The organism is Anabaena sp. UHCC 0399 (assembly GCF_034931465.1).
GTDB lineage: Bacteria > Cyanobacteriota > Cyanobacteriia > Cyanobacteriales > Nostocaceae > Trichormus > Trichormus minutissimus.
This window is the reverse complement of the sequence record NZ_JAYGGZ010000029.1, coordinates 59,147-82,420: the sequence shown is the minus strand read 5'-3', so window position 1 is coordinate 82,420 and position 23,274 is coordinate 59,147. Positions and strand designations below refer to the sequence as shown.

The 23,274-nt window shown below is 40.3% G+C and carries 23 protein-coding genes and 1 pseudogene; 17 read left to right on the top strand and 7 right to left on the bottom strand.

All coding sequences use genetic code 11. From position 1 onward, the window contains the following. The 3 genes from VB693_RS16705 to VB693_RS16695 form a co-directional block, all read left to right on the top strand. The coding region (locus tag VB693_RS16705) for a formylglycine-generating enzyme family protein (RefSeq protein ID WP_323267237.1) at positions 1–240 on the top strand (240 nt) is incomplete at its 5' end. A gap of 413 nt (positions 241–653) precedes the next feature. Continuing rightward, positions 654–944, top strand: coding sequence for a nucleotidyltransferase family protein (locus VB693_RS16700; RefSeq protein ID WP_323267236.1), 291 nt, complete (start codon positions 654–656; stop codon positions 942–944). Positions 945–970: 26 nt separating this feature from the next. Then, a complete protein-coding gene (locus VB693_RS16695) occupies positions 971–1,285 on the top strand; it encodes a DUF86 domain-containing protein (protein ID WP_323267239.1) in 315 nt (104 codons plus the stop codon). A gap of 94 nt (positions 1,286–1,379) precedes the next feature. On the opposite strand, the gene VB693_RS16690 is transcribed toward VB693_RS16695, so the two are convergent. The 3 genes from VB693_RS16690 to VB693_RS16680 all read right to left on the bottom strand — a co-directional run bounded on the left by VB693_RS16690 (position 1,380) and on the right by VB693_RS16680 (position 2,769). Next, positions 1,380–1,610 carry a hypothetical protein gene (locus VB693_RS16690; protein WP_323267235.1) on the bottom strand — a complete coding sequence of 77 codons (231 nt, stop codon included), beginning with the start codon at positions 1,608–1,610 and terminating at the stop codon, positions 1,380–1,382. 140 nt (positions 1,611–1,750) lie between these two features. Next, the gene (locus VB693_RS16685) at positions 1,751–2,101 is read right to left on the bottom strand and encodes a hypothetical protein (RefSeq protein ID WP_323267234.1); all 351 of its coding nucleotides are present in this window, start codon (positions 2,099–2,101) and stop codon (positions 1,751–1,753) included. 53 nt (positions 2,102–2,154) lie between these two features. Next, entirely contained in the window at positions 2,155–2,769 is a 615-nt protein-coding gene (locus tag VB693_RS16680; protein ID WP_323267233.1) for a PAP/fibrillin family protein, read from the bottom strand. Between the two features lie 133 nt (positions 2,770–2,902). Between VB693_RS16680 and psb34 the strand changes: the two genes are divergently transcribed. Both psb34 and VB693_RS16670 read left to right on the top strand, forming a co-directional pair. Next, on the top strand, positions 2,903–3,073 hold the full coding sequence (gene psb34 / locus VB693_RS16675; RefSeq protein WP_190704265.1) for a photosystem II assembly protein Psb34: 171 nt from the start codon (positions 2,903–2,905) through the stop codon (positions 3,071–3,073). A 253-nt stretch (positions 3,074–3,326) separates the two neighbouring features. Next, positions 3,327–4,196, top strand: coding sequence for a hypothetical protein (locus VB693_RS16670; protein ID WP_323267238.1), 870 nt, complete (start codon positions 3,327–3,329; stop codon positions 4,194–4,196). Between the two features lie 12 nt (positions 4,197–4,208). On the opposite strand, the pseudogene VB693_RS29055 reads toward VB693_RS16670, so the two are convergent. The 3 genes and pseudogenes from VB693_RS29055 to VB693_RS16660 all read right to left on the bottom strand — a co-directional run. Continuing rightward, positions 4,209–4,319, bottom strand: a pseudogene (locus VB693_RS29055) (RNA-guided endonuclease TnpB family protein); the annotation flags it as partial. 39 nt (positions 4,320–4,358) lie between these two features. After that, entirely contained in the window at positions 4,359–5,639 is a 1,281-nt protein-coding gene (locus tag VB693_RS16665; protein ID WP_323267232.1) for a VWA domain-containing protein, read from the bottom strand. After that, positions 5,636–6,892, bottom strand: coding sequence for a VWA domain-containing protein (locus VB693_RS16660; RefSeq protein ID WP_323267231.1), 1,257 nt, complete (start codon positions 6,890–6,892; stop codon positions 5,636–5,638). Before VB693_RS16660 ends, VB693_RS16665 begins: the two co-directional genes overlap by 4 nt. Before the next feature lie 713 nt (positions 6,893–7,605). Here VB693_RS16660 and VB693_RS16655 point away from each other — a divergent pair. From VB693_RS16655 to VB693_RS16645, 3 genes are all read left to right on the top strand, one after another. Next, positions 7,606–8,268: an ATP-dependent Clp protease proteolytic subunit gene (locus VB693_RS16655; RefSeq protein WP_190704257.1), complete on the top strand. Its 663-nt coding sequence runs from the start codon at positions 7,606–7,608 to the stop codon at positions 8,266–8,268. Positions 8,269–8,446: 178 nt separating this feature from the next. Continuing rightward, the gene (locus VB693_RS16650; protein ID WP_190704255.1) at positions 8,447–9,040 is read left to right on the top strand and encodes an ATP-dependent Clp protease proteolytic subunit; all 594 of its coding nucleotides are present in this window, start codon (positions 8,447–8,449) and stop codon (positions 9,038–9,040) included. A gap of 258 nt (positions 9,041–9,298) precedes the next feature. After that, positions 9,299–9,928: a J domain-containing protein gene (locus VB693_RS16645; RefSeq protein ID WP_323267230.1), complete on the top strand. Its 630-nt coding sequence runs from the start codon at positions 9,299–9,301 to the stop codon at positions 9,926–9,928. Between the two features lie 135 nt (positions 9,929–10,063). Here the strand turns inward: VB693_RS16645 and VB693_RS16640 are convergent, their stop codons facing one another. After that, the gene (locus VB693_RS16640; RefSeq protein ID WP_323267229.1) at positions 10,064–11,395 is read right to left on the bottom strand and encodes a Rieske 2Fe-2S domain-containing protein; all 1,332 of its coding nucleotides are present in this window, start codon (positions 11,393–11,395) and stop codon (positions 10,064–10,066) included. 186 nt (positions 11,396–11,581) lie between these two features. Between VB693_RS16640 and VB693_RS16635 the strand changes: the two genes are divergently transcribed. The 9 genes from VB693_RS16635 to VB693_RS16595 all read left to right on the top strand — a co-directional run bounded on the left by VB693_RS16635 (position 11,582) and on the right by VB693_RS16595 (position 23,248). After that, complete coding sequence (locus tag VB693_RS16635; RefSeq protein ID WP_323267228.1) at positions 11,582–11,842, top strand: MoaD/ThiS family protein; 261 nt, start codon at positions 11,582–11,584, stop codon at positions 11,840–11,842. Between the two features lie 1,311 nt (positions 11,843–13,153). Further along, positions 13,154–14,371 (top strand): glycosyltransferase, encoded by a 1,218-nt coding sequence (locus VB693_RS16630; RefSeq protein ID WP_323267227.1) that lies wholly within the window; start codon positions 13,154–13,156, stop codon positions 14,369–14,371. 28 nt (positions 14,372–14,399) lie between these two features. Continuing rightward, positions 14,400–15,659 carry a glycosyltransferase family 4 protein gene (locus VB693_RS16625; protein WP_323267226.1) on the top strand — a complete coding sequence of 420 codons (1,260 nt, stop codon included), beginning with the start codon at positions 14,400–14,402 and terminating at the stop codon, positions 15,657–15,659. A gap of 94 nt (positions 15,660–15,753) precedes the next feature. Then, positions 15,754–17,910, top strand: a complete 2,157-nt coding sequence (locus VB693_RS16620; RefSeq protein ID WP_323267225.1) for a polysaccharide biosynthesis tyrosine autokinase — start codon at positions 15,754–15,756, stop codon at positions 17,908–17,910. Continuing rightward, positions 17,900–19,282, top strand: coding sequence for an O-antigen ligase family protein (locus VB693_RS16615; RefSeq protein WP_323267224.1), 1,383 nt, complete (start codon positions 17,900–17,902; stop codon positions 19,280–19,282). Before VB693_RS16620 ends, VB693_RS16615 begins: the two co-directional genes overlap by 11 nt. Before the next feature lie 78 nt (positions 19,283–19,360). After that, positions 19,361–19,945, top strand: a complete 585-nt coding sequence (locus tag VB693_RS16610) for a serine acetyltransferase (protein ID WP_323267223.1) — start codon at positions 19,361–19,363, stop codon at positions 19,943–19,945. Positions 19,946–19,994: 49 nt separating this feature from the next. After that, a complete protein-coding gene (locus VB693_RS16605) occupies positions 19,995–20,795 on the top strand; it encodes a hypothetical protein (RefSeq protein ID WP_323267222.1) in 801 nt (266 codons plus the stop codon). Positions 20,796–21,056: 261 nt separating this feature from the next. Further along, on the top strand, positions 21,057–22,061 hold the full coding sequence (locus VB693_RS16600; protein WP_323267221.1) for a glycosyltransferase family 2 protein: 1,005 nt from the start codon (positions 21,057–21,059) through the stop codon (positions 22,059–22,061). Further along, positions 22,058–23,248, top strand: a complete 1,191-nt coding sequence (locus VB693_RS16595) for a CgeB family protein (protein ID WP_323267220.1) — start codon at positions 22,058–22,060, stop codon at positions 23,246–23,248. Before VB693_RS16600 ends, VB693_RS16595 begins: the two co-directional genes overlap by 4 nt. Positions 23,249–23,274: the final 26 nt, after the last annotated feature.

Here is a 23,274-nt window from a genome sequence, read left to right as displayed (position 1 = left end):
GAATGGTGTCTTGATGATTGGCACGACAACTATGAAGGTGCGCCAATAGATGGCAGTCCTTGGTTTGATGATCATAATCATCTTTATCAAAAGCAAGGAATAGCCTTACTGCGGGGCGGTTCTTGGTACACCTATCCTAGTAGCTGCCGTTCTGCGTGTCGCTACTATGATTACCGCGACCTCCACGTCTACAATAATGGTTTTCGTGTTGTGTGTGCCGCCGGGAGGATTCTCCAGTAGCCCTTTACACTTTAGTCCTTTTACACTTTGCACTTGTTCTTTTATTCTTGTTTGTCGCCTCATGGCGACTCGAATTTTTTGGCAGAAAATGTAGGGTGCGTCAGTGCAAGAGAACCTAACCCAAATTTCTCACAAACAGTAGGGGCGGGTTTACAGATATACTCGAATCATTCACGAAGATTTCGCTCAACCCGCCCCTACGGACTCTGGACTGAGGTTGCAAGAATTGGTGAGAAATCCGGGTTAACTATACCCGGAAATTATTCATGCTGACGCACCCTACCAAAGTGTAAATATGGGTTGGGGATGCGATCGCAATTTGCCAGGACTGTCTGTGTTTCTTGTGTTGTGTGCGATTACAACATACCCAATAAGTTAGAATTAGTGAAAGTAAATAATAGGATAATTTGATTATGGGAATAGAAGAATTATTATTACCTTTTAAAGAAGAAATATTAAGAATTGCTGCTAAATATGGGGCGTATAATTTACGAGTATTTGGTTCTGTAGCTAGAGGAGAAGCTAGACCAGATAGTGATATAGATTTTTTAGTTGACCTAGAACCAGGGCGTAATTTATTAGACAGGATCGGTTTAATTCAAGATTTGGAAGAATTATTAAACCGTAAAATTGATGTTGCTAAACCTAGTAATTTACATGAATTAATTAAAGATAAAGTTTTAAATGAAGCTGTACCACTATGAGAAATGAAACACGTTATTGATTAGATATTGCAGAGTGTATTAATAGAATAGAAGAATATACACATGAAGGTAGAGACGCTTTCATTCAACAGAGAATGATTCAAGATGCAGTAGTAAGAAATTTTGAAATTATTGGTGAAGCGACTAAAAGAATATCACAAGATTTAAGACAAAAATATCCTGATGTGCAATGGAAGCGTATAGCAGGATTTAGAGATGTTTTAATTCACGATTATGTACGGGTTGATTATGATGATGTTTGGGGAATTATCGAGCGTGATTTACCTGAATTTAAAGCAAGTATTCAAAAAATTTTGCAAGATTTAGACGTATTGAGTTGACATCAACCTTTTTTCATCTTTTAATTTACTTAGTGCGATCGCCTTTCACAATGTCAGGTGCGTCAGTGAGAGAGAACCTAATTATACCCATAAATTATTCATACTGACGCACCCTACCAAAGTCTAAATATGGGTTATTTAGCGCAGCTTCATCAAGAATTGGTATGAATACCAAAATTCTCAACTCTAGGACTCGTTGCAAAGCTGCATCATTAGTCAAAAAAGCATCACAGCCGCTTGAAATAGCAGTTGCAATCTGCAAAGCATCGGGTAGCTGAAGAGTAACGCATCCGAATGTTTGCAGCATCCCGTGCAATAACAGCACTTATATCTACAAAAACAACTTCATTAAAAGCTTGCTCCAAATCCCCTAGATACCCGACTTTTTCAAAAAGTCGGGTATCTAATTTCTCAGCGATGATTCAGGTTGTCTTGGGTGGCGATGGTTAGGCAGGCAGGGGAGTGTCAATCAACTTGCTCTAAATACTGGTTAATATCTTCAATCACCCGCACCAGTTCAGCTTCCGTAGTCAGACGAATATTGACATCCCGCACAGTGAGCAATACCTTAGCGGCAAATGGCGTAGGCCAGATATTAGGATTACAGAAAATTTCTAAAAATACGTCGCCTGTGTAACGATATTCCAAAGATGGTTGAGGAGTGGCTTTAGTACCAGGGTTGGATTTAGCTGCAACAGCTTTCAGGCTTCCCATCAATTGATCAATCGCGGCTTTTAATTCCCTCGCGGCTTGGGGAGAAAAACTTAAACCAATAGAACCTTCAACTAGATTTAATGTAAGAGGAGTGGAAGACATAAGTGATTGATTAAAATTGATTGATGATTACTTCATGGTACTAGAGTGAGAACTTACTCACGACGAAAGACAAACAGATTACCCGTTGCACCTCTCCCCACCCTGATGTCTTCATCTAAATATGAGGTTATCCATACAGCCTCTTTTCGCAAAAATTCTAATACCGGGATTTTCAATGGCGGCAAACTCCAGCCAGATATCCCCAAAGGTTTGATAGCTTGCACAGCGAAGGCATAAAAGCTCACCTTTGCTACCTGCTCATCATCACCCCAACTCCAAACTCCATCAGCCGACAGCTGCCAGTTTCCTAACAGGGGTAATTCAAACTCAGCACCATTAGTAGCAGAAATTTTCCCGGTATCGCCTGTCACTAACCTTTGCCAAACTCCTATGATTTTGATTCCTCCCCAAATATCTGCAATTGATGCCAAGGGGCGAGTAATCACAGTTCCGCGAGAAGCATACACCAACTGCCAGTTACCAGTTAAATCAGCTAGGTGATTCACACTCAGGGGGTTGGCAATGGGATTGATATTCTCTAACTTCTGCACTATTTCATCAATCTTGGGTTCTGATGAGGGAAACAAAGCTTGCTGTACATCTAAGGCTGCTATTCGCTGCCATAGTTCAGTTTTCAAGGACAGTCTCGCAGTATCATTTCCCATCATTTGTTGATGCCTCTCCCTGATAAGTAATGTTTACTAACCTCATTACCCTTTTATTGTCAAGCTGGGTTGACATTTTGTAACAATTCTGTTAAATTTATTTACATAAGTTAATAAAACAACAACAAAAAAAACTATGTATACCACCATTAACGAAAACGGCATCCTGAATAACTACGCAACCGAACCTAAAATGTACTACGCTACTTACCCCAATCAAGAGCAGAAACGCAGCTACGCACTGCAAGCTGTATATGCTGCATTACTTGTTACTACTTTAGTTTTGGTAGCTTTGGGCGTTAGCTAAAATTTTTAACTTCGGTTTAAGTTTCTCATCGTCATTCGGACTTCTCTCAATCCCCCCAGTTGCAAGGCTGGGGTTTTTTTGTTGCTGATTAATGGACTTGTCCATGAGTAATTTGGCTGAAGCTTTCTCCAAGGTATCTTGTATTAAGATTAATTTAATTACGTTTAAATTTAAACAAGTACAATTTATTCGCGTCAACTTACTTAGTGATTAATTTTGGTTATTGAATGTGGAAAGAAGCAACGTGAATGGGATTAATGAAACTAGATTATTAAAAATATCTGTAAACAAAAATTACAAACCACAAGCGGCTGATACAAATATCGATGCTGATATTTATTTGTTTACTAGGCTTAGACAACTTTCACCTACTGAGCGAATAAGAATATTTATAGCTCATGACCGTGGAGTAAAAAAATTATGCCTAGCGGGAATTAAATTTCGGCATCGCAGTTTATCTTTAGCAGAAATCTGTCAGATATTTGCCCGTGCTACTTTAGCAGAGAAATTTTCCCCTGACTTCCAGCCAAAAAGTATTGATGAAAGTATGTGGATTCAAGATTCAATTACACTTGCAGGAGAATTTCATCAAATTTTTCAGTCAATGAATATTCCTTACTATGTAAGTGGAGGTGTTGCTAGTTCTATTCATGGTGAACCTCGTTCTACTCGTGATTTAGATTTAGTAATAGAAGTACAACCTGACCAAATTGATTTATTAGTTGCGACACTTGAAGGTGCGGGTTACTACTGTCCAGCAGGTGCAGTGACAAATTTGCAGCAAGGTAGAGAGCGAATGCTTAATATTACCCATACTGAAACTATTGCTAATGCTGACCTATATATTAAAGATAATTCACCATTTTCTTTATCACAAATGGCACGCAGGATGTTGCTTGATTTAGATGGCATATCTCCATTTTGGGTATCTTCCCCAGAGGATACTATGCTACAAAAATTGCTATGGAGTCAGAGTAGTAAATCAGAAAAACAGTGGCGTGATGTGTTGGGTATACTCAAACTACAAGCCCAAGGTCTGGATTATGGCTATCTTACACAATGGGCAGAAAATCTTAATTTAGTTGATGCTTTCATTCAAGCATTAAGCGAGGCTGGTTTGTGAAAGATCAAAAATAATCTGACATTGAGCGTGTTTAATTGATTTTTCTGCTTTTCTTAAAAACCTGAGATTGGGTTCATGATGTCCATTAGAATCAAATTAGAAAAATTCTAACCCGACATCTAAAATAATAGCTATGTGATCAATGCCCGTAGTTTTCATGGGTCAAGAACTCTGTAAAATTGTCTTGGAGGCAATGCGAGTTTTCTTGAGGTCTGCATCTGAGAGTTCTTGCCCAGATTGTAGGCGGGTAGCGGAGGTTTGTAAAACGGTGGCTGCATTCTGATCACCGATTTGTAAAGCAGTTTTAGCAGCAGTTTGTAACATTGTCGCCGCACCAGAGCGATCGCCTTGTTGTAATTTAGTCTCAGCTAACTGAGTTTGGCGATATTTAGCTAAAGCTAAAATCGACTGATGCACTTGGGAATTAAAATCTGGTTGATATACCTGTAAAAGGTTGGCATACACTGGCCAAATAGGCGAGAGTATCCCTTCTTGCTCCAAAGATGGGTCATCGTAGCGGATCTGTAGGTTGCCAATTACCTGTTCTCCTGGGGGTAACTTTCCTAAGTACAAATTAGCCAAAACCACCCGTTCGACATCCTTCATTAAATCTCCCAAACGCACCGCAAAACTACCATCATTTGTTTCTACGGGTAACTCAATAATATCCGGGGAAATTTGGGCAATGGGTTTGAGTTCTGCTAACCTGACATTTGGTGTCAGAGACAGCAGCAGGTAAGCATTAGTTAACCCCACCGACTGCACCCGCGTAAATAGGCGATTAAATTGATGGACGGCTTGTTCTGGTCGCTCAATATGGGAGAGAGTCCCGCCACCAGCATCAGCAATTTTTTCGAGTAAATCTTGATTCCAGTTATTACCAAATCCCAGAGTGTTGATAGTCAGGTTGATTTTTGCGGCTTTTTTAGCGAGTTCTAGACACAGCTTACCGTCATCAGAGCCAAATTCCCACTTCCAAATTTTCAGGCTGCTTTCACCATGACCATCGGTCAGGAGAAACGCTTGGGAAACAGCACCTTTTGTCCCCTTCATCAATTCTGTAATTCCCAGTTGCAAACCCTCAGAAATTGATGTCCCACCGCTAGCAGTTAATTTCTTACTAATTTGAGATTTGATATTTTCGGGGTCGAGAACTAGTTGATTAGGGATGATGACCGTAGCAGAACCCGCAAAAGCGACAACAGAAATGCGATCGCTAGGTTCTAATCTATCTAATAATCGCTCTACAGCCTGAATCACGGTTTTCAGAGGCTGACCGTGCATAGAACCACTTTGATCCAGAATTAAGCATAAATTTAGGGGTAAATTATGCTCAAACTGCTCGGCGATGGCAGAAACGGAAATTGCCAATTGACGCTGGCTATTGAGTTGAGTCGCATCAATATTGTGATCACTTAAGGCTGAGAGCAATTGGACTTTCATTTTTGAGGGGTATCTTGCAACACAGTTTTTGAGACAATCCTAGTTTTCTTGCGATCGCTTTCCGATAAATCTTGCCCAGCTTGGAGTTGAGTTGCTGAGGTTTGTAAAACTGTCGCCGCGCCTGTATCACCCATTTGCAGAGCAGTTTTCGCCGCAGTTTGTAACATAGTAGCCGCACCAGAGCGATCGCCTTGCTGTAATTTGGCTTCTGCTAATTGGGTTTGGCGATATTTAGCTAAAGCCAAAATCGACTGCTGCACCTGGGGATTGGTTTCTGGTTGGTATACCCTAACCACATTGGCGTAAACGGGGAGATTCGGCGTGAATATGCCGGCTTGATTTTGGAACGGGTTATCGTACCTGACTTGGACATTAGCTATGGGTTGTTTACCTTCTGGTAACTGTCCCAAATAAATATTCGCCAAAATCACCCTTTCTACATCCTTCATCAAATCTCCCAAGCGGACAGCAAAACGGCCATCACTTTCTTGTTGTAAGGGTAACTCAATTGTGTCTGGGGCAACTTGGGCAATGGGTTTGAGTTCTGCTAACCTGACATTGGGCATCAGGGAGAATAAAAGATAAGCATTAGTCAAGCCTACAGTTTGAATCCGAGTGAACAAACGGCCAAACTCATCCACCGCTTGATCTGGTTTTTGAATATAAGATAAAGCACCTAAACCCGCATCAGCGATTTTTTCTAAAATATCTTGATTCCAGTTGTCGCCGAAGCCCAGAGTATTTAAAGTCAAGTTATAACCAGCCGCCAACTGAGCGAATTTTAAACAGCGATTATTATCACCGTGTTCATTTTCCCCATCGGTTAACAAAAACGCCTGGGAAATAGTGTCTTTCTTCCCCTTGGCTAACTCCTCAATTCCCAAGCGTAAACCTTCATCTATGGCTGTACCGCCATCCGCCGAGAGACGGTTGATTTGTTTTTTGATTTGTTCTGGGTCTGCGATCGCTTGATTAGGGATTAAGACCTTAGCACGGTGATCGAAGGCTACCACACTTAGGCGATCGCCCACATTCAATCTATCCACCAAACGATTCGCCGCTTGTTTGACAATTTCTAGCGGTCGCCCATTCATCGAACCACTATGGTCAAGAATTAAGCATAAATTCAATGGGACAGTGCGATCTTGAGGTTCTGCACCGGCTGAAATGGAAATCGCCAACTGACGCTGACTACTAATTTGGTTAGCGTCCAGATTGGCATCATTGAGGGTAGGCTGCAAATTAACTTTCATAAAAAAAATCGGTAAGTGGGAAACGAGCGGGTCTTTAGACCTGAGAGGAAAACGACTCGTGCGGTTTTAACCGCCTTGAATATTAGAAACATTATCGCCTTGGGGTTACTCTGCTTGGTGTGCTTTTGTAATGCACTTTCAACGGGACAATTACCGATCAAACTTTTCACCCTGTGCGCATAATGTTTTGCTCAATAGAGCCTTCCCTTGCGGGAGTAAAGTTAGCCTAGTCAATGTTTTAAGAGCTTGTTAGGCTTGCAACACTGTTCCAGTGACCTTAGAACTGTTTATCACAAGCGACAGAGCAAGGGACTGGCTGCGTATCCCAGGGTGTCGTGACTCAAAAAACGTAGTCAGTTAAGACTTAGACGGGTCAGTACAGCTTGCTTGATTTCTCTTACAAGCTCAGTCCCTTTAGGGCTGGGTTACTGACAACCCAAAATTTCCAGGATATTTAACAAACATGGGTAAGGGGAACTTGTCCCTTACATATTCTTGAATAACTTCAAATCATTACACTAGTGCTACGGAAAACTTAATTAAAGTAATCCATTAATATATTGTCAGATAATATATTCAGAATATCTTAGAAGCCACCCATTGGCAGATGCCCAGCTATCTTGCTAATTAGCGAGAAAACCGCACTTGAAGATAGCTAGCATCGCGCTAGGATGTATTACAGTTAACGGCACTATATCAGGCGATCAGTTGCTATGGACATTTCCCCCATCAAGGCTGTTCAAGCCCCTTACTACGGCGATAGTTCCTACCGGACACCGCCGCCAGATTTACCATCCCTACTATTGAAGGAGCGAATTGTCTATTTGGGGATGCCACTAGTTCCTGCTGTCACAGAATTAATAATTGCTCAACTATTGTATTTACAGTCCGACGACCCCGAAAAGCCGATTAAAATTTATATCAACTCTACCGGCACTTCCGGTTATAGCGGTGAACCCATCGGCTTTGAAACCGAAGCCTTCGCCATCTATGACACTATGAAATACATCAAGCCCCCCATCCACACCATTTGCATTGGTTCTGCAATGGGTATGGCAGCAATGTTACTTGGTGCTGGGACAAAAGGTTGCCGAGCTAGTTTACCCAACGCCAATATTATTCTGCACCAGCCCAAGAGCTATGCCCAAGGTCAAGCCACAGATATTCAAATTCGGGCTAAAGAAGTTCTAGTTAACAAAGCCTCAATGGTTGATATTCTGTCTCTGACTACAGGACAAACAACAGAAAAAATTACCAAAGACATGGATCGTCTCTTCTACCTGACTCCATACCAAGCCAAAGAATACGGCTTAATCGATCGAGTCTTTGAAAAAGAAGAACTCGCCCATCCCCCACTACCAGCTAGTGTTCTTTAGTGAGTAATGAGTCATGAGTCATGAGTAACGACTAGTGAGTAAAAATTAATTTAAAAACTTTACCACTCAGCACTCAGCACTCAGCACGGGCTAAACGCCCCGCTACCGCTAACAGCACTCAGCACTCCCTAGCACTCAATACTAACCCTGCCCAAATTAACTATTAACGGAGTCAAATATGCCTATAGGAGTTCCTAAAGTTCCTTATCGGATGCCCGGCGGTCAATTTACAGATTGGATTAGCATCTACGATCGCCTGTACCGGGAACGGATTATTTTCCTAGGACGTGATGTGGATGATGAAATTGCTAACCAAATCATCGCTGTCATGCTGTACTTGGATTCAGAAGACCCAGGTAAGGATATTTTCTTATACATCAATTCCCCCGGTGGTATGGTGACATCCGGCTTGGCAATTTATGACACCATGCAGCACATCAAGTCAGATGTCGTAACGATTTGTGTGGGTTTAGCGGCTTCAATGGGTTCTTTCTTGTTGGCAGCTGGGACTAAAGGCAAACGCCTAGCATTGCCCCATTCCCGAATTATGATTCACCAACCTTCTGGCGGGACGCGTGGACAAGCTACTGACATCGAAATCGAAGCTAGAGAAATTATCCGCATTCGTCACCAGTTGAATCAAATTTATGCCAACAATACTGGTCAAACCCTAGCCAAGATTGAAAAAGACATGGATCGGGACTTTTTCATGTCCGCCCAAGAAGCGAAAGAATACGGCTTAATTGACCGTGTGATTGAAGACCGCGTGTAGAATCAGGGACTGGGAATTTTAGATTTTAGATTTTAGATTTTGGATTAAATAATCTAAAATCCACTCATTGCAAAGCTGGGGACTAGTAAGAAGCATTGGGGTAGAGGAGATTTTACCCCAATGCCCAATGCCCCATTCCCAATCCTTTACAAAATTCGTTAAATATGAACTATAAAATATAAGATTATTCAATATTATTAAAACTTTCGGTTGGCAGCTCATAGCTGATAACTGAATATTCACCACTAATAGATCAAAATGGATCTTGGAGATTGCTACCGTTTATTGGGTTTAAGGTCGGGAGCTTCTTTTACCGACATTAAAACCTCTTACCGACGACTGGCGCACCAATATCACCCGGATATCAACCCCGGTGATAAAAAAGCTCAGGATAAATTCATTGCCTTGACTGAGGCATACAGATTTTTATTGTCTATCGTCCCACCAGAGGAGACAAACCCACGGACAAAGCCGTCGCCTACTTCTACATCTAAACGCGAAGAAACAAAAACCACCCAACCACAAAAAGCAACTACAGCTACCGCAACAACTGAGAAACCACCAACCACCCAACCGCCGAACATTGTAGAAATTGAACAACGGCTAAAGTGGAAGACATACGAACAACTGCAAAGATTTTTGAGAGAGAGGCGATTTCCCCAAGCGATCGCCCTAGCCGAAGCCTTAGCCGCACGTTTACCCAAAGATGCAGAAGTACGCCAATGGCAAGCGATCGCCTATCAGATTTGGGGACGCGCTCTCATTAGTGAAAACCAACTACTAAAAGCCAGAGTTTATCTCAAAAAAGCCTTAAAAACTGACCCCCATAATAAAACCTTATGGGAAGAAATACAGCGCGACTTCCAAAAGTTGGAGCAGATTTTTTAGAAAAAGTCAATGGGCATTGGGCAATTCAATGAGTGGATTTTGGATTTTAGATTTTGGATTAGTTTGAATCTAAAATTCCCCAGTCCCCAGTCCCCAGTCCCCAGTCCCCTGTCACCTGTCCCCTGTCACCTGTCCCTATCTTTCCGAGTGAACATAATCTACAAAGTAAAATTTCGGAGTTAGCCAGAATTTTAGCCAAGCATAAGCAGCAAGACCTAAAACTCCGCTAATTACTAAAGGTAAACCTAACTTCAGTCTGAGGCTGTCTGGAAGGATGGCAGCCGCAGCCACGGTAATGGCAAAATATGCCAGGAGGATGATTTGCGATCGCTCTATATTCTTTAAGGCATTACGGCAACTACTACAATGCTGGGTATGTTGTTTGTAACGATCTAACACCACAGTGCGATCGGGATTGATGGTTGAAGATTCTGCAATATTCAGTCCAACTTCTTGCCAAGGTAACTTTCCCTGACAATATCTATCAAACCATCTACGAAACTCAATGACTAAACGGTCTGCACTAGTAGGCATTTGGTAGGCTGTTTTCCAGCTTTCGGTTGCTTGTCTTTGTTGGAGAATCTGTTCTTGTTGAAGTAATAGAACCATATCTCCATCTAAAACAGGATTACGGTTGTTGATATGATCCCACCAACGGGGTGTAAACCGATGGAGTTCTTTGGCAAAATTACGGCTAAATTGAGCGACAATTCGAGATTTACCGGGAGATACAGGAATACAGTAAGTAATCAATCCTACTTGTTTTCCCGCATCACCAAAACTGATAGCATACTCTAAACGACAAGGTGGCTCGAAGATAATTGTACTTTTCAAGTTTCTACTCACATTGACTTCAATCAAATCTGCTGTAGATTGCACAATGTCGATAGGAATGGGTTTTGCTTGTTCTCGTCTACCCTGCACCCCATGATGAGAAAAAGGCACATGACTGGGATCGGCAACATTTTCTACTAAAGTTTGCCAATCATATGCCAAATCACGGACAAAAGAACTCCAAACAAAACCTTTACTAGCATCTATCTGCGGTGACAAAGGTAAAGGTGTTTGATCCGCTAACTCTGCTGACTTAGCATCTGGCCAGACCCAGAGTAAATCATTTGCTTGACGAACTGGTAAAGTCGTCACACAAAAACTATCTTGATTCTTCGTGACAATTTCTGGATTCTCAGCTTGGGGAATGTGAGTGCAAACCCCTTGCGCATCAAATTGCCAACCGTGATAACTACACATCAAATTCCCTGTCTTGTCGTCAACTCGTCCTTCACTTAAAGGCGCAAGACGATGCGGACATTGATCCAAAAATACTCGGTAAGTTTCCGAAGATTTAGGCTTCCAGATAACTAAACGCAACCCTAACAGTGTTATGGGAGTAGGTCGTTGAGGATCTATATCTTCAACGGGTGATACTGGATACCAATGCTGAAAAAAGTTGAATTCTGGTTGCATTTTGCTCAAAAATTAAATAAATTTTAAATAAAGTGTATGTAACGACCGTTAAAATCAAGAGTTAGCATTTTTGTTAGTGATAGTAAACAGTAAATCTCAAATAATCGCCCAAACTTGAGAAACCGTGTCAATCTAGTCTGCGTCCTTAAAAAGGCTCGTACCGTAAAACTCGGACGATAAAATTATATGTGCAATTCAGTTATCACCATCACAGTCAAATTATTTGCTGTCTATCAAGAAATATATGGAGTACCAGAGCTAGTGTTAGATTTTCCCTATGGTACACCTGTTAGCGCAGTGTGCGATCGTCTGATTACCGAACACCCCAAACTCAGCCAATGGCGTGATGTTACCCGCTTTGGGATTAATTTGATTTTTGTCGAACCCGATACAGTCTTAAAAAATGGTGATGAAGTGGTGTTAATTCCACCTGTTAGCGGTGGATAGGCTAGAGGTGACAGGTTATTAGCATTCGTAAATACGATAAAGTGCATTTTGTCAACTAGTTGAAATACTCAAAATAGTCCCAAAAAGAATGATAATCGTCGGTGGCAAAAGGGGGAGAATGCGAGGGCTGCTCGCATCCTCCCCCTTTATCGATATAACCTCAAGAAAAAGGCTCAAGCTTTTGGCTGAGAACTCATCCCTATTTCCCACTCCACCGAATGTGTTTCTTGAAAGTGGGTACAGTCAATCCAAAATACTAGACTGCTTGCATAAATGCTTAAACTGTCATGTTTCGCTTCGCTCAACATCTCAAATATTCTACATTTCTTTCAGAATGACATATCTCATTTTTTGACTTTTGCAAGAGGTCTACTCTCTACGAGACGCTGCGCGAACGCTTTGCTGGGTTCAACATGACATAGAAAGACTCTTTTTAAACACCCTCTAAAAACTAATACTCGTAGTGACGTAATTTTATTTTTTATTGACTTTAATTGTCCTACTAAAAGATAATCTACTACTACAAATTCCGCCTACAAATCGAATTTAACAGTGAACAGTGAACAGTAAATATTTATCAGTTAAATCCTTGACAAAACACCACATAAAGAAGGTGGAGGCTTTGGTGGCGGGTCTAAGTCTCCAACCCTTTTTTGTAACTGATTTAAGTCAATTGCATAATAATAAACAATTAACTGAGTGAATTTTATGATTGTGAGTAGCCATATCAATCTATCTCCTGATAGAGGTTTTATCTTGTTAATAGCTGTTATCAGTGTCTTTTAACACAATTAATCATATCATACATATTCTTTAGACAAAGATTAATAATCTACCTTAAGATAGATTTGATAAAAGCTCTGGTTTGTTAGTTTTTTTATGCAGGTGCAATACAGTAAACAAGTATTTCTCCCATTAGATATTTTCATTGCAACTACACTCGATTTGCTTAATTCTAAGCATTTAAACAAATAGTTTAAAATCTCTCATTACTGCAACTAATAAATCTGCAATATGCTGTATAGTTGCATTAAAAAATTAATGCAAATCAAGAAAAAATCAATTTTCTTCTTGTTCTAAGCCTAGGGTATATTATTGTGTGTGAACTTAATTGTATTGCCATTTTATAACCAATTTGGCAGTAAATAGCCTAACTATATTCAAGCTTAACTGTGAAATAAAACATATAGTTAATGCTTAAGAATTGAGTAAACTAAGAATTTATTCCACTAATATAATTTCGTTGATCAAAAGATTGGTTGTAGGGAGAAATAAAAGTATAGAAACTTTTAATTATTTAGGATTGACTAGATGCATAAACCTATTTTGACAATTTTTTACCAGTTCAATCCTTGGCATACTAGTATTGGGGGCATTCAGACGCTAGTTAGCTTGTTTATCAAGTATGCACCTAGCGAATTTGATTTGCGCCTTGTAGGAACAGGACATGATAAGTGTCAGCCAATTCTGAAGTGGCAAAAAGCAGAATTTTCTGGTAGAGAAATTTGTTTTATGCCTCTATTTACTTTAGAAAATGATAATTTTCGGAGTCTGATACCAACCACAGTTAAGTATACAAATTCACTTTTAGGGCGTAGCTTTGCTTCAGACTTCATGCACTTTCATAGATTAGAACCAACTTTAGCTGCATTGAATTGGCAGGGAGAGAAAACCCTGTTTATTCACAGCGACATTCATGCACAAATGCAAACTGCGGGGGATAAAAAAGCGATTCTGTGGCGTAGATTTCCGGCGGCATATTTTGCCTTGGAAAGGTTGTTAGTTCGTCAGTTTAGCCAAATTTTATCGTGTAATAGTGATTCGGCTGAATTCTATCGTCAACGTTACCCTAGTTTGGGCGATCGCATTGCCTACATCAAAAATTCATTTGACGACGAAATTTTCTATCCGTTGAGTCATCAAGAACGGCAAATAAAAAGGCGCGAACTGGCTTTAAGATTGGGTTTAGTTCCAGAAACACGTTTTATTCTGTTTGCTGGTCGATTGCATCCAGAGAAAGATCCACTTTTGTTAGTACGTGGATTTGCAGCTTTAAATGAATCCCAGACTCATCTACTCATAGCTGGAGATGGAGAGTTAGCAATGAACATTCGTGCTGAAATTAATCGCCTCAGTTTAACTAAAAGAGTGACAATGCTAGGAGCGATTAACCAAACGGAACTATCCAAGTTGCATCGTATCTGCAATGTCTTTGTCCTCAGTAGTGTATACGAAGGTTTACCTTTGGTAGTTCTGGAAGCACTTGCTAGTGGGACTCCGGTCGTCACAACTCGAACTGGTGAAACCCCAAAATTGTTGACAGATGGTAGTGGAGTAGTTTGTTCTCAACGTACTCCAGAATCTATTGCAGATGGTATACGCCAGGTACTACTACATCCAGAAAATTATCCAAGTGTTTCTTGTGTACGAACAGCACGTCCCTATGCTGCCCCATCTGTAATAGGTGATATCTACGGAGAAATGCTCAATCGTTGGGAATTGCGAACCTCCTCATCTGTGAGTTCGTAGTCGAACTAATTGTTTTGGGAACAAATTTATGAAGATAGCCGTAATTGGTGTCAAAGGTTTACCACCCAAACAGGGAGGTATTGAACATTATTGTGCAGAAGTATATCCCCGAATAGTAAAGCAGGGTCATAGTGTTGATTTATTCGCCCGATCTTCCTACACTGACTGTCGTTGGTTTGAGAATTATGACTTTCAGGGTGTCCAAGTTATTTCCTTGCCGAGTTTCGATTTTAGAGGCATAGATGCTTTTATTACCTCTGCTTTAGGAGCGATCGCTGCTTCTGGAAAGCAGTATGATATCATTCATTTTCATGCCCTTGGGCCATCTTTATTTACCTGGTTATCGAGACTGACCGCCAAGAAGGCAAAAATTGTTGTTACCTGCCAGGGGTTAGACTGGCAAAGGGCTAAGTGGGGTAATTTTTCTAGTCGTCTGATTCTTGCAGGAGAACAGGCCGCGGTGCGCTTTGCCCACGGACTAATAGTAGTCTCAAAAGATTTGCAATCCTATTTTTTGCAAACCTATGATAGACAGACAGTCTATATCCCTAACGCTCCCGCCAACTATGCAGAGTCAGACCCTAATTTTGCCTATGGCACGTCTCTAGGATTAATAGAAGGACGCTATATTCTATTTTTAGGCAGACTTGTACCAGAAAAGCGTCCCGACTTACTCATTGAGGCTTTCTGTAAACTCAAACCACCAGGATGGAAACTTGTTCTGGCTGGTGGTATCAGCGACACTAAATCCTATGTCTCCAAGCTATTAGATATCATTGCCGAGAATCAAGAAGTCCTATTAGCAGGCGAACTGCGAGGCGAACGCCTCGCAGAAATAGTCAGGGGAGCAGGGTTATTTGTCCTACCTTCTGATGTGGAGGGACTACCTTTAGCGATGTTGGAGGCGATGCGGGAAGGTATCTCGGTAATGGCAAGTGATATCCCACCCCATCAGCAGTTATTAAGTGAACAGCGTGGCGTACTTTTCTCAGCAGGAAACCTAGACTCTTGTATTAGTTGCTTAGACTGGGCTGTGAATCATCCCCAGGAATTAGCAATCATGGCTGGTAATGCCCAAAAGTATGTAGAACTCAACTATAGCTGGGAACAGATTACGGCTGAGAATTTGAAATTATATAAAACACTGTTGAACTCCTCTGCAAATATCAAAACGCCCGAATCTCATTCCATGAAAATACCTGAAGTTGTCTCAATCCGACAAACTCCTATTGCAGTTGTTGTGCAGAAAACAGTAATTTCCGAACACGCCACAGTCTCAGAAAAATAAATTTAGATATATGCACATGAAAAATCGGTGTTAATTCCAGAAGGCATCAGTCTGTGATTTCCTACAAACTACTTGAGGTGAAAAAAGCTAGCTAATGGGAACAGAAATTTCATCTTTAATAGAGGTTTTGAAGCGGCGTAGTCTACCCACCATAGCTACATTTGCTTCAGTTATTGGTGGATCAGTGGTCTACTTGGCTGTTAGTCCACGCTTGTATGAAACATCAGGGAGGCTAATCCTGGATGAAAAACAGGTGAGCGTTTCCCAATTGGGACGCGACCTCAGCCAAGTATCTTCAACTACACCAGGAGGTTCTAACCCACTGGCTACTCAAGCAGAATTAATTAAGTCGCAACAGGTTTTGCAAAAAGCGATCGCACAAATTTCCCCTCCAGAAAAAATCACAACCGCCGAACTTAGCCAGAAGTTGAAAGTCAAAATTATTCCAGCGACAAACATACTAGAACTGACCTACCGATCGCCAGATGCTGTTTTGGCTGCCAAAGTTCTGAATGCTGTATCAGAAACAATGGTCAAGGAAAGCGCGGATGCAATTAGTTCCGAAGCTCGTTCTGTGAGGAAATTTTTAGAAGTAGAAGTTCCCAAACAGCGATCGCGTCTGGAAATGGCTGAAGCGGCAGAAAGCATCTACAGAAAAAAAAGTGGGATTGTCTCTATTGAAGAACAAACTAGAACTCTAGTAGACAGTATAGCGACAGTGGAAAGTCAAGAGCGGACTCTTGTCGGTGAACTGCAAGAAATCCAGTCTCGCATCGGTGACTTGGAGCAAATCACTAACGCTGGCAATCTCAAAAATGCCTATTCAGCAGTACGTGGTGGTGATGATGAAGAACTGAAAAATTTACGGGCTAAATTGGTGGAATTGGAAGCACAGATAGTTGAAACTCGTGTGCGTTTTACAGAAGATCATCCCTCTTTGCTCAACCTGATACAACGACGGGATGCCCTACGTCCGTTATATGTACAAAAATTAGCTCTGGTGTCACCCAACAACAGGGCGATCGCTCCAGAAACAGTCGCCAATGATCAGCTTTCCCAAACCTTGATATCTCAACTCATTACTCAGAGAATCGAGCGATCGGCTGTGGAAAAGAAGCTCAAGACTGTCCAAACCCAGCGTACTAAACTCCAAACTAGTCTTGTACAACTACCAATTAAACAAAAAGCCCTCAGCACCCTGGTTCGCCAACGAGAAGAAGCGGCAGATTCTCTCAAATTCCTACAAAGCAAATTTGAAGAAGCAAGGATTGCAGAGGCTCAAATAGTCAGCAATATCCGCGTTATTGCCAAGGCGACAATACCCGATGCACCCGCATCACCTAAGCCGTCAGTCGTGCTAGTAATTGCTGGTTTCTTCGGTATGATTTTAGCCGTTGGGATTGTGCTGTTATTGGAAGTGTTGGATAACACCTTGAGGGGTGCGTCGGATGCGGAGGAATTACTCAAGTTGCCACTGCTAGGAATATTACCACGTCTAACTGCTAAAACCCTGAAGCTAGATTCAGCAGACAGCTTTTTAAGTGATATGGGTTTGGTTGAGCCGTATCGAATGCTCCTCAAGACCCTAGAATTTCGCAGTCTTGAGAATGGGCGGCTGATTGTTGTCAGTAGCTCCCTCTCTGGCGAAGGCAAGTCAATTGTAGTTTCCCACCTAGCTACTGTCTCTGCCATGTTATCGCGCCGGACATTGATTATTGATGCTGACTTGCATAGACCTGTACAACATCGATTGTTTAATTTAGCTCCAACACCGGGAATGAGTGAGGTACTGGAAAACAGTCAATCTCTCATGGACGTAATTCGCCCAACAGCAATTGAAAATCTTTCAGTCTTAACTTGTGGAGAACTACACCACCATCCTTCTCAGTTACTAGAATCTACAGCCATGAAATCTCTGATGGCAGAAGCAGCAGTACATTTTGATTTAGTAATTATAGATACTCCTCCTCTAAGTGCAAGCATTGATGCTGCCATATTGACGCAGCAAAGTCACGGAATTATATTGGTAACTCGTCCGAACTTGACCCGCAAGGATGTTCTGCAAAAGACAGTATCAGAATTAACAAAAAACGGCATACCCATACTGGGAGGTGTGGTGAATGACATGGCTACTGAGCCAGAAAAGTATTACCGCAATTCCGTTCATGCCTATCAATCAACAAGGCGTTTAACCACTCAAGGAATGTCTAACACTTCTAGCGATCGTTTGGGGTCTGAAGATGTTAACTAAGCACAGATCAAGCCGCTCTCTGGCTTTGGGAATCTTACTTGGGTTAGCAGGGGTGGGGGTTGGTATAGTTGCAGGATTCTTGGCAGGAGCTAGCCCCATCTTATTGGGTTTAGCCATAGTTGCAGTAGTTATTGTTTGGTACTTTTTTACCAATTTTGAACAAGCAGTATTGGGGTTATTAATATTGCGTAGCTCACTCGATATCTTCTCAGATCAACAGATACCGGCCGCCTTTGCTATTGGGCTAGATGCTCTGACTTTGCTGTATGTAGTAATGTCGTTATTAACTGGTCGTACTGTCCGCACTGATGGATTTTGGTGGTTTTTAGCTGGCTGGGTTTTGCTACAAGGCTTATGGCTTATTCTCCTACCTCTAGGAGCTTTAGGGCTAGATGCTGCATATTTACCAGCTAGTATCCGTGAGTGGGTACGTCTATTTACTTGGGTAATAGTCTACTTACTAGTAATGCAGCTCAAAGATCGACTTCCTCCCCAAAAAGTGATTTCTAGCCTATTTTTATCTCTCATCTTACCGAGCGCAATCGGGTTATTGCAGATATTTCAAGCAAGCGATCGCATCGTAGGTACTTTCGTTACAGCAAATACCTTTGCAACTTTTTTGTTACTGTTTATCAGTCTTGCATTATGGAAGCTGAACTGGACACAAAAACGCTGGTTTTGGCTGATGTTGTTAGGCTTACTTTCTTTTTTCCTTGTCAGTACCAAGACCCTGTTTAGCTTAATGATGATTGCAGTTTTTGTTCTAGTTTTAATTACTCCTAGATTAAATCTCGCCAAGCTAATTAGTGGAGTGTTGTTTTTGGGGTTAATTATTGCCCTATTTGCTAGTACAGAGTTTGGACAACAACGTCTAGCCTCCATTGCTCAAACACCACTACTTAATCCAGACATCGATATATCACGGGCAATTCTATTGTCACAGGGAGACTCTAATAGCTTTAATTGGCGGCTTTCTCAATGGCATTTACTACTTAATGCTTGGAAACATAGCCCAATTTTTGGTTATGGTTTAGGGCTGAGTATACCAGTGGCGGGTAATAGCCTGCTTCCCCACAATGATTACATCCGAGCTTTAGTAGAAGGAGGAATCATTGGTTTAGTATCTTTTTTGGCGTTGTTTGCTGCTCAGTTCACACATCTTTTGCTATTAATTCAGCAGACACAATATGGGAGTAAACAACGCAATTTGTGTTTTATTTTGTTAGCTATGCTGACATCCATACCTGTGGGAATGATTACCGAAAATATTTGGAGCCATACTACCTTATTCTTCTACTGGTGGACTTTGCTAGCAGTTGCTGGCTGGAATTGGAATGAACAGCAAATTAGAGAGGATATGACATTTGAATAAATAGAATATCATTCTCTTTAATTTAACTGGTCTAGTCTTTTAAAGATAATTTTTGCTGATATTCTTTTGGATAAAAAAATGAATAAGATAATTGATTACTTACTTCAAGATTGGCAAATTAATCAGGATACAAGCTTCAAGTCTCGTTTGGTTTTATTGATGTTTCGATTAAATCGAATAGTGATAAGTTTACCAATTTTTGGAAAAAAAGTATCAAGAATTTATCGTTTTTTTTATCAGTTTATAGTAGAGTATATATTAGGTATTGAGTTACCTTGGGATACAAAAATCGGCTCAAGCCTTAAGCTTCAACACGGTCATGCTTTGGTTGTTAATCATGAAACTGTAATTGGTGCAAATTGTACTTTGAGACATTCGACAACTATTGGTAATAAAAAACTACCAGATGATTCTATCAGTGCATCACCGCAAATAGGTAACAATGTAGATATCGGCTCAAATGTTGTAATTATTGGGCCAATAAAACTTGGTGATAATGTTGTTATTGGAGCGGGTTCTGTAGTTGTAAAAGATATTCTTCAAGGTGCTGTAGTTGCAGGAAATCCAGCAAAGATTATTCGTCTAATAAACAGCAATTCGACTGACTTATCTACACGTGATTTAGAAAATAATTTTGAACTGCCTACTACCGCTTTCAATTAATCTATAATCTCATTGATTACCTGCTTTTTGAGGTTTGAAGGCTGGCAAAATGAAAACCGAAATGAAACCCGAAATGAAAACAAGTTATCAGACCAGGGAAAACGCATCTAAAGTACAAGAATCTGGTTATCAGACCACTAATTTTTTACAGTCTGAAAAAAAACTTCAAGAAGTGATATCAAGGTTACAGGCATACTATAGTCATACGATCACAAATCCTCAATGGGCTGTGATATCTATATTGTGTCGATTTGTATTTTTGAGAAATTTAATAAAATTATTATCTAGGACCCCTAAATTAAATCGCTATGATTTACATAAATCTCTTTTTCAAGAAATTGACGTAGATCGAGTTGTCAATTATTTAAATAAATATGGTTGCTATTTAGGTATAAAACTACCAAAAATCATTTCTCAAGAAATAATTATGTTTGCTATGTCTACAGATTGTTATGGTAATTTAGATAGCAAATGCGGCTTCCTTTATTCCCAAAAAAAACAAGCAGAGAAAAAAAACAAAGCCCCTTTCTCTACCGCGACATACTTCAACATAGATATTTTTTGTCCACCAATTAAGAGACTTAGTAATGATCCAGGCATCAAAATGATTGCGGCCAAATATATGAAAACAGAGCCGATTTTCACAGATGCCAGGCTTTGGTGGACATTTCCTCTTAACAAAAAAAATTATGATGTTAGTAAAACAGCCAGTTTCTTTCATTATGACCCGGATGACTATAGTTGCCTTAGATTTTTATTCTACTTAACTGATGTAGATTTACAGAGTGGCCCCCACATTTGCATCCGTGGTAGCCATATAAAAAAAAGATTACGCAAATTGTTTCTCTAACTCAACGGACAGATCGGGAAGTTCTTAGCTTTTACAACCATGAAGATGTTTTAACTATTTGTGGAGAGGCAGGTTATGGTTTTATTGAAGATCCTTATTGTTTTCATAAAGCGACTCGCCCATTGCTTAAGGATCGTTTGATATTGCAATTAAGATTTGCTACCAGAGATTACGGTATTCTCAAGAGTTCCAAAGACCCATCTTTACTGAAGAATATTTTTGAGCATAATCAGTGGTAATTTAATAGATGAAGACTAATCCATGCTAAAAGTTTCTGTTATAATTCCAGCCTACAATGCGATGCAGTATTTACCAGAAACTGTGTCTAGCGTATTTCAGCAAACCTTCACTAATTTTGAAATATTAATCATTAATGATGGTAGTTCAGACAATATTCAAGAATGGGTATTGAATCTAACTGATAAACGAGTAAAACTCATTTCGCAGCAAAATCAAGGTGTATCTGTAGCACGTAACACAGGTATTAGTCAGGCTCAAGGAGAATACATAGCATTTGTAGATGCTGATGACCTCTGGGACGCAACTAAATTAGAAAAACAAGTTAGTTTTTTGGATAATAATCCAACAATTGGTTTAGTACATAGTTGGATGGCTGTAATTGATGAGCAGGGAAAACCTACAGGCAGAATAATGGCTTCAGATACAGAAGGTAGTGCATGGAAACAACTAGTTGAGAAAAATACAGTAGCTTGTTCTTCAGTTATGGTTCGTCGTTTGTGTTTTCAAACTGTAGAGGGATTTTCACCTCGCCAGAATGAATACCCTGTTGATGTCGAAGATTGGGAAATGTGGATTCGCATTGCTGCTCATTATCCTTTTGCAGTCATTAAAGAACCTTTAATATTCTATCGTCAACACATTAGTAATACTTCCAAAAACTGGCAATCTCTTGAAAAAGCTTATCGTATAGTTATAGAAAAAGCATTTCATACTGCACCACCAGAGCTACTGTATTTGAAGAACCGAAGCTATGGATATGCTAACCTTCGTCTTGCATGGAAATGCCTGCAAAACAGAGATCGAGATTATAAGCAGGCACTTAATTTTCGGCAGCAAGCTCTCATACACTATCCTCAACTACGTTATTGTTGGGAGTACATTCGCCTGAGTTTGGCTGTGATGGCATTGCAATTATTTGGAGCTAATATCTACACAAAGGTTTTGAAACTGATTTACACACTAAGAAGACACTTATCGAGCCTTGGAAAAGAAAGTTTCATCTATTCATGGATAAAAATTAAATGATTCCCGATGTATCTATAGCTTCTACTAATCAAACTATTAGCCAAAATAGGCTCAAAATCCTTTATGTTGGTATGAAGTATAACTATGGTAAACCAGAACAAGGTTATAGCTTTGAACACTGCACTTTTTACGACTCCCTGATTAGAATTGGTCACGAAATTCTGTACTTCGACTTCATGACACTGTTGCATAAGCATGGACATTCAGGCATGAATAATCGCTTAATGGAAGTGGTCAAGACAGAAAAACCTGACTTGATGTTTACGTTTTTATTCACTAATGAACTCGATCCAAAAGTAGTTAGAGAAATTTCCGAGAATACTGACACTATTACTCTTAACTGGTTCGCTGATGATCACTGGCGGTTTGAAAATTTCTCTTGTTTTTGGGCACCTTGCTTTAATTGGGTAGTCACTACAGCCCAAAGTGCTTTGCCAAAATATGAACAAATAGGATACCGCAATGTGATTAAAAGCCAGTGGGGCTGTAATCATTTTTTATATCGCAAGTTAGATTTGCCACTCAAATATGATGTAACTTTTATAGGCCAGCCTCATAGCAATAGAAGGCAGGTAATTGAGACACTGGCGCAATCAGGGATAAAAGTTCATGTATGGGGAAACGGCTGGAAGACAGGGCGCTTATCACAAACAGAGATGATTGAGGTATTCAACCAAAGCCGCATCAACTTAAATCTGCAAAACTCCTTTATGGTCGGACGAAAAAACAATCTTACTAAGAGATTTATTTCTCGTTGCCTTGATTTTATTCCATATGGAGATCAGCTAAAACTAAAAGGCAGTGAGTTATATGATAAATTTCAAAATTTTTTCTCTGTTGATTCTGTATCAGAACAGCCTAAATCTGACAGCCAACAGAATTATGAACAAATCAAAGGAAGGAATTTTGAGGTTCCTGGATGCGGTGGATTCTTATTGACTGGTAAGGCAGAAAATTTGAATGAATATTACCGAATAGGTCAGGAAGTAGAGTGCTTTGACACTAATGAGGTTCTAATTGATCAGATAAAGTATTACTTAGAAAATGAAGAACAGCGTCTTGCTATTGCCAAGGCTGGATATGAGCGAACTTTGAATGAACATACCTATGTACATCGCTTCACAGAAATCTTTCAAAGAATAGGTTTAATATCCCAAGAAATAGATTATTTTTCAAATAAAGTCTAACCTAAAATACACATAAAGTAAAATAC

Bases quoted from the DNA above. Each gene is read 5' to 3' on its own strand.
- VB693_RS16700 (WP_323267236.1), top strand. From the start codon at position 654: ATGGGAATAGAAGAATTATTATTACCTTTTAAAGAAGAAATATTAAGA.
- VB693_RS16595 (WP_323267220.1), top strand. From the start codon at position 22,058: ATGATTCCCGATGTATCTATAGCTTCTACTAATCAAACTATTAGCCAA.
- VB693_RS16665 (WP_323267232.1), bottom strand. From the start codon at position 5,639: ATGAAAGTCCAATTGCTCTCAGCCTTAAGTGATCACAATATTGATGCG.
- VB693_RS16645 (WP_323267230.1), top strand. From the start codon at position 9,299: ATGGATCTTGGAGATTGCTACCGTTTATTGGGTTTAAGGTCGGGAGCT.
- VB693_RS16640 (WP_323267229.1), bottom strand. From the start codon at position 11,395: ATGCAACCAGAATTCAACTTTTTTCAGCATTGGTATCCAGTATCACCC.
- VB693_RS16685 (WP_323267234.1), bottom strand. From the start codon at position 2,101: ATGTCTTCCACTCCTCTTACATTAAATCTAGTTGAAGGTTCTATTGGT.
- VB693_RS16650 (WP_190704255.1), top strand. From the start codon at position 8,447: ATGCCTATAGGAGTTCCTAAAGTTCCTTATCGGATGCCCGGCGGTCAA.
- VB693_RS16630 (WP_323267227.1), top strand. From the start codon at position 13,154: ATGCATAAACCTATTTTGACAATTTTTTACCAGTTCAATCCTTGGCAT.
- VB693_RS16660 (WP_323267231.1), bottom strand. From the start codon at position 6,892: ATGAAAGTTAATTTGCAGCCTACCCTCAATGATGCCAATCTGGACGCT.
- VB693_RS16605 (WP_323267222.1), top strand. From the start codon at position 19,995: ATGAAAACCGAAATGAAACCCGAAATGAAAACAAGTTATCAGACCAGG.
- VB693_RS16600 (WP_323267221.1), top strand. From the start codon at position 21,057: ATGCTAAAAGTTTCTGTTATAATTCCAGCCTACAATGCGATGCAGTAT.
- VB693_RS16620 (WP_323267225.1), top strand. From the start codon at position 15,754: ATGGGAACAGAAATTTCATCTTTAATAGAGGTTTTGAAGCGGCGTAGT.
- psb34 (WP_190704265.1), top strand. From the start codon at position 2,903: ATGTATACCACCATTAACGAAAACGGCATCCTGAATAACTACGCAACC.
- VB693_RS16635 (WP_323267228.1), top strand. From the start codon at position 11,582: ATGTGCAATTCAGTTATCACCATCACAGTCAAATTATTTGCTGTCTAT.
- VB693_RS16655 (WP_190704257.1), top strand. From the start codon at position 7,606: ATGGACATTTCCCCCATCAAGGCTGTTCAAGCCCCTTACTACGGCGAT.
- VB693_RS16610 (WP_323267223.1), top strand. From the start codon at position 19,361: ATGAATAAGATAATTGATTACTTACTTCAAGATTGGCAAATTAATCAG.
- VB693_RS16615 (WP_323267224.1), top strand. From the start codon at position 17,900: ATGTTAACTAAGCACAGATCAAGCCGCTCTCTGGCTTTGGGAATCTTA.
- VB693_RS16625 (WP_323267226.1), top strand. From the start codon at position 14,400: ATGAAGATAGCCGTAATTGGTGTCAAAGGTTTACCACCCAAACAGGGA.
- VB693_RS16680 (WP_323267233.1), bottom strand. From the start codon at position 2,769: ATGATGGGAAATGATACTGCGAGACTGTCCTTGAAAACTGAACTATGG.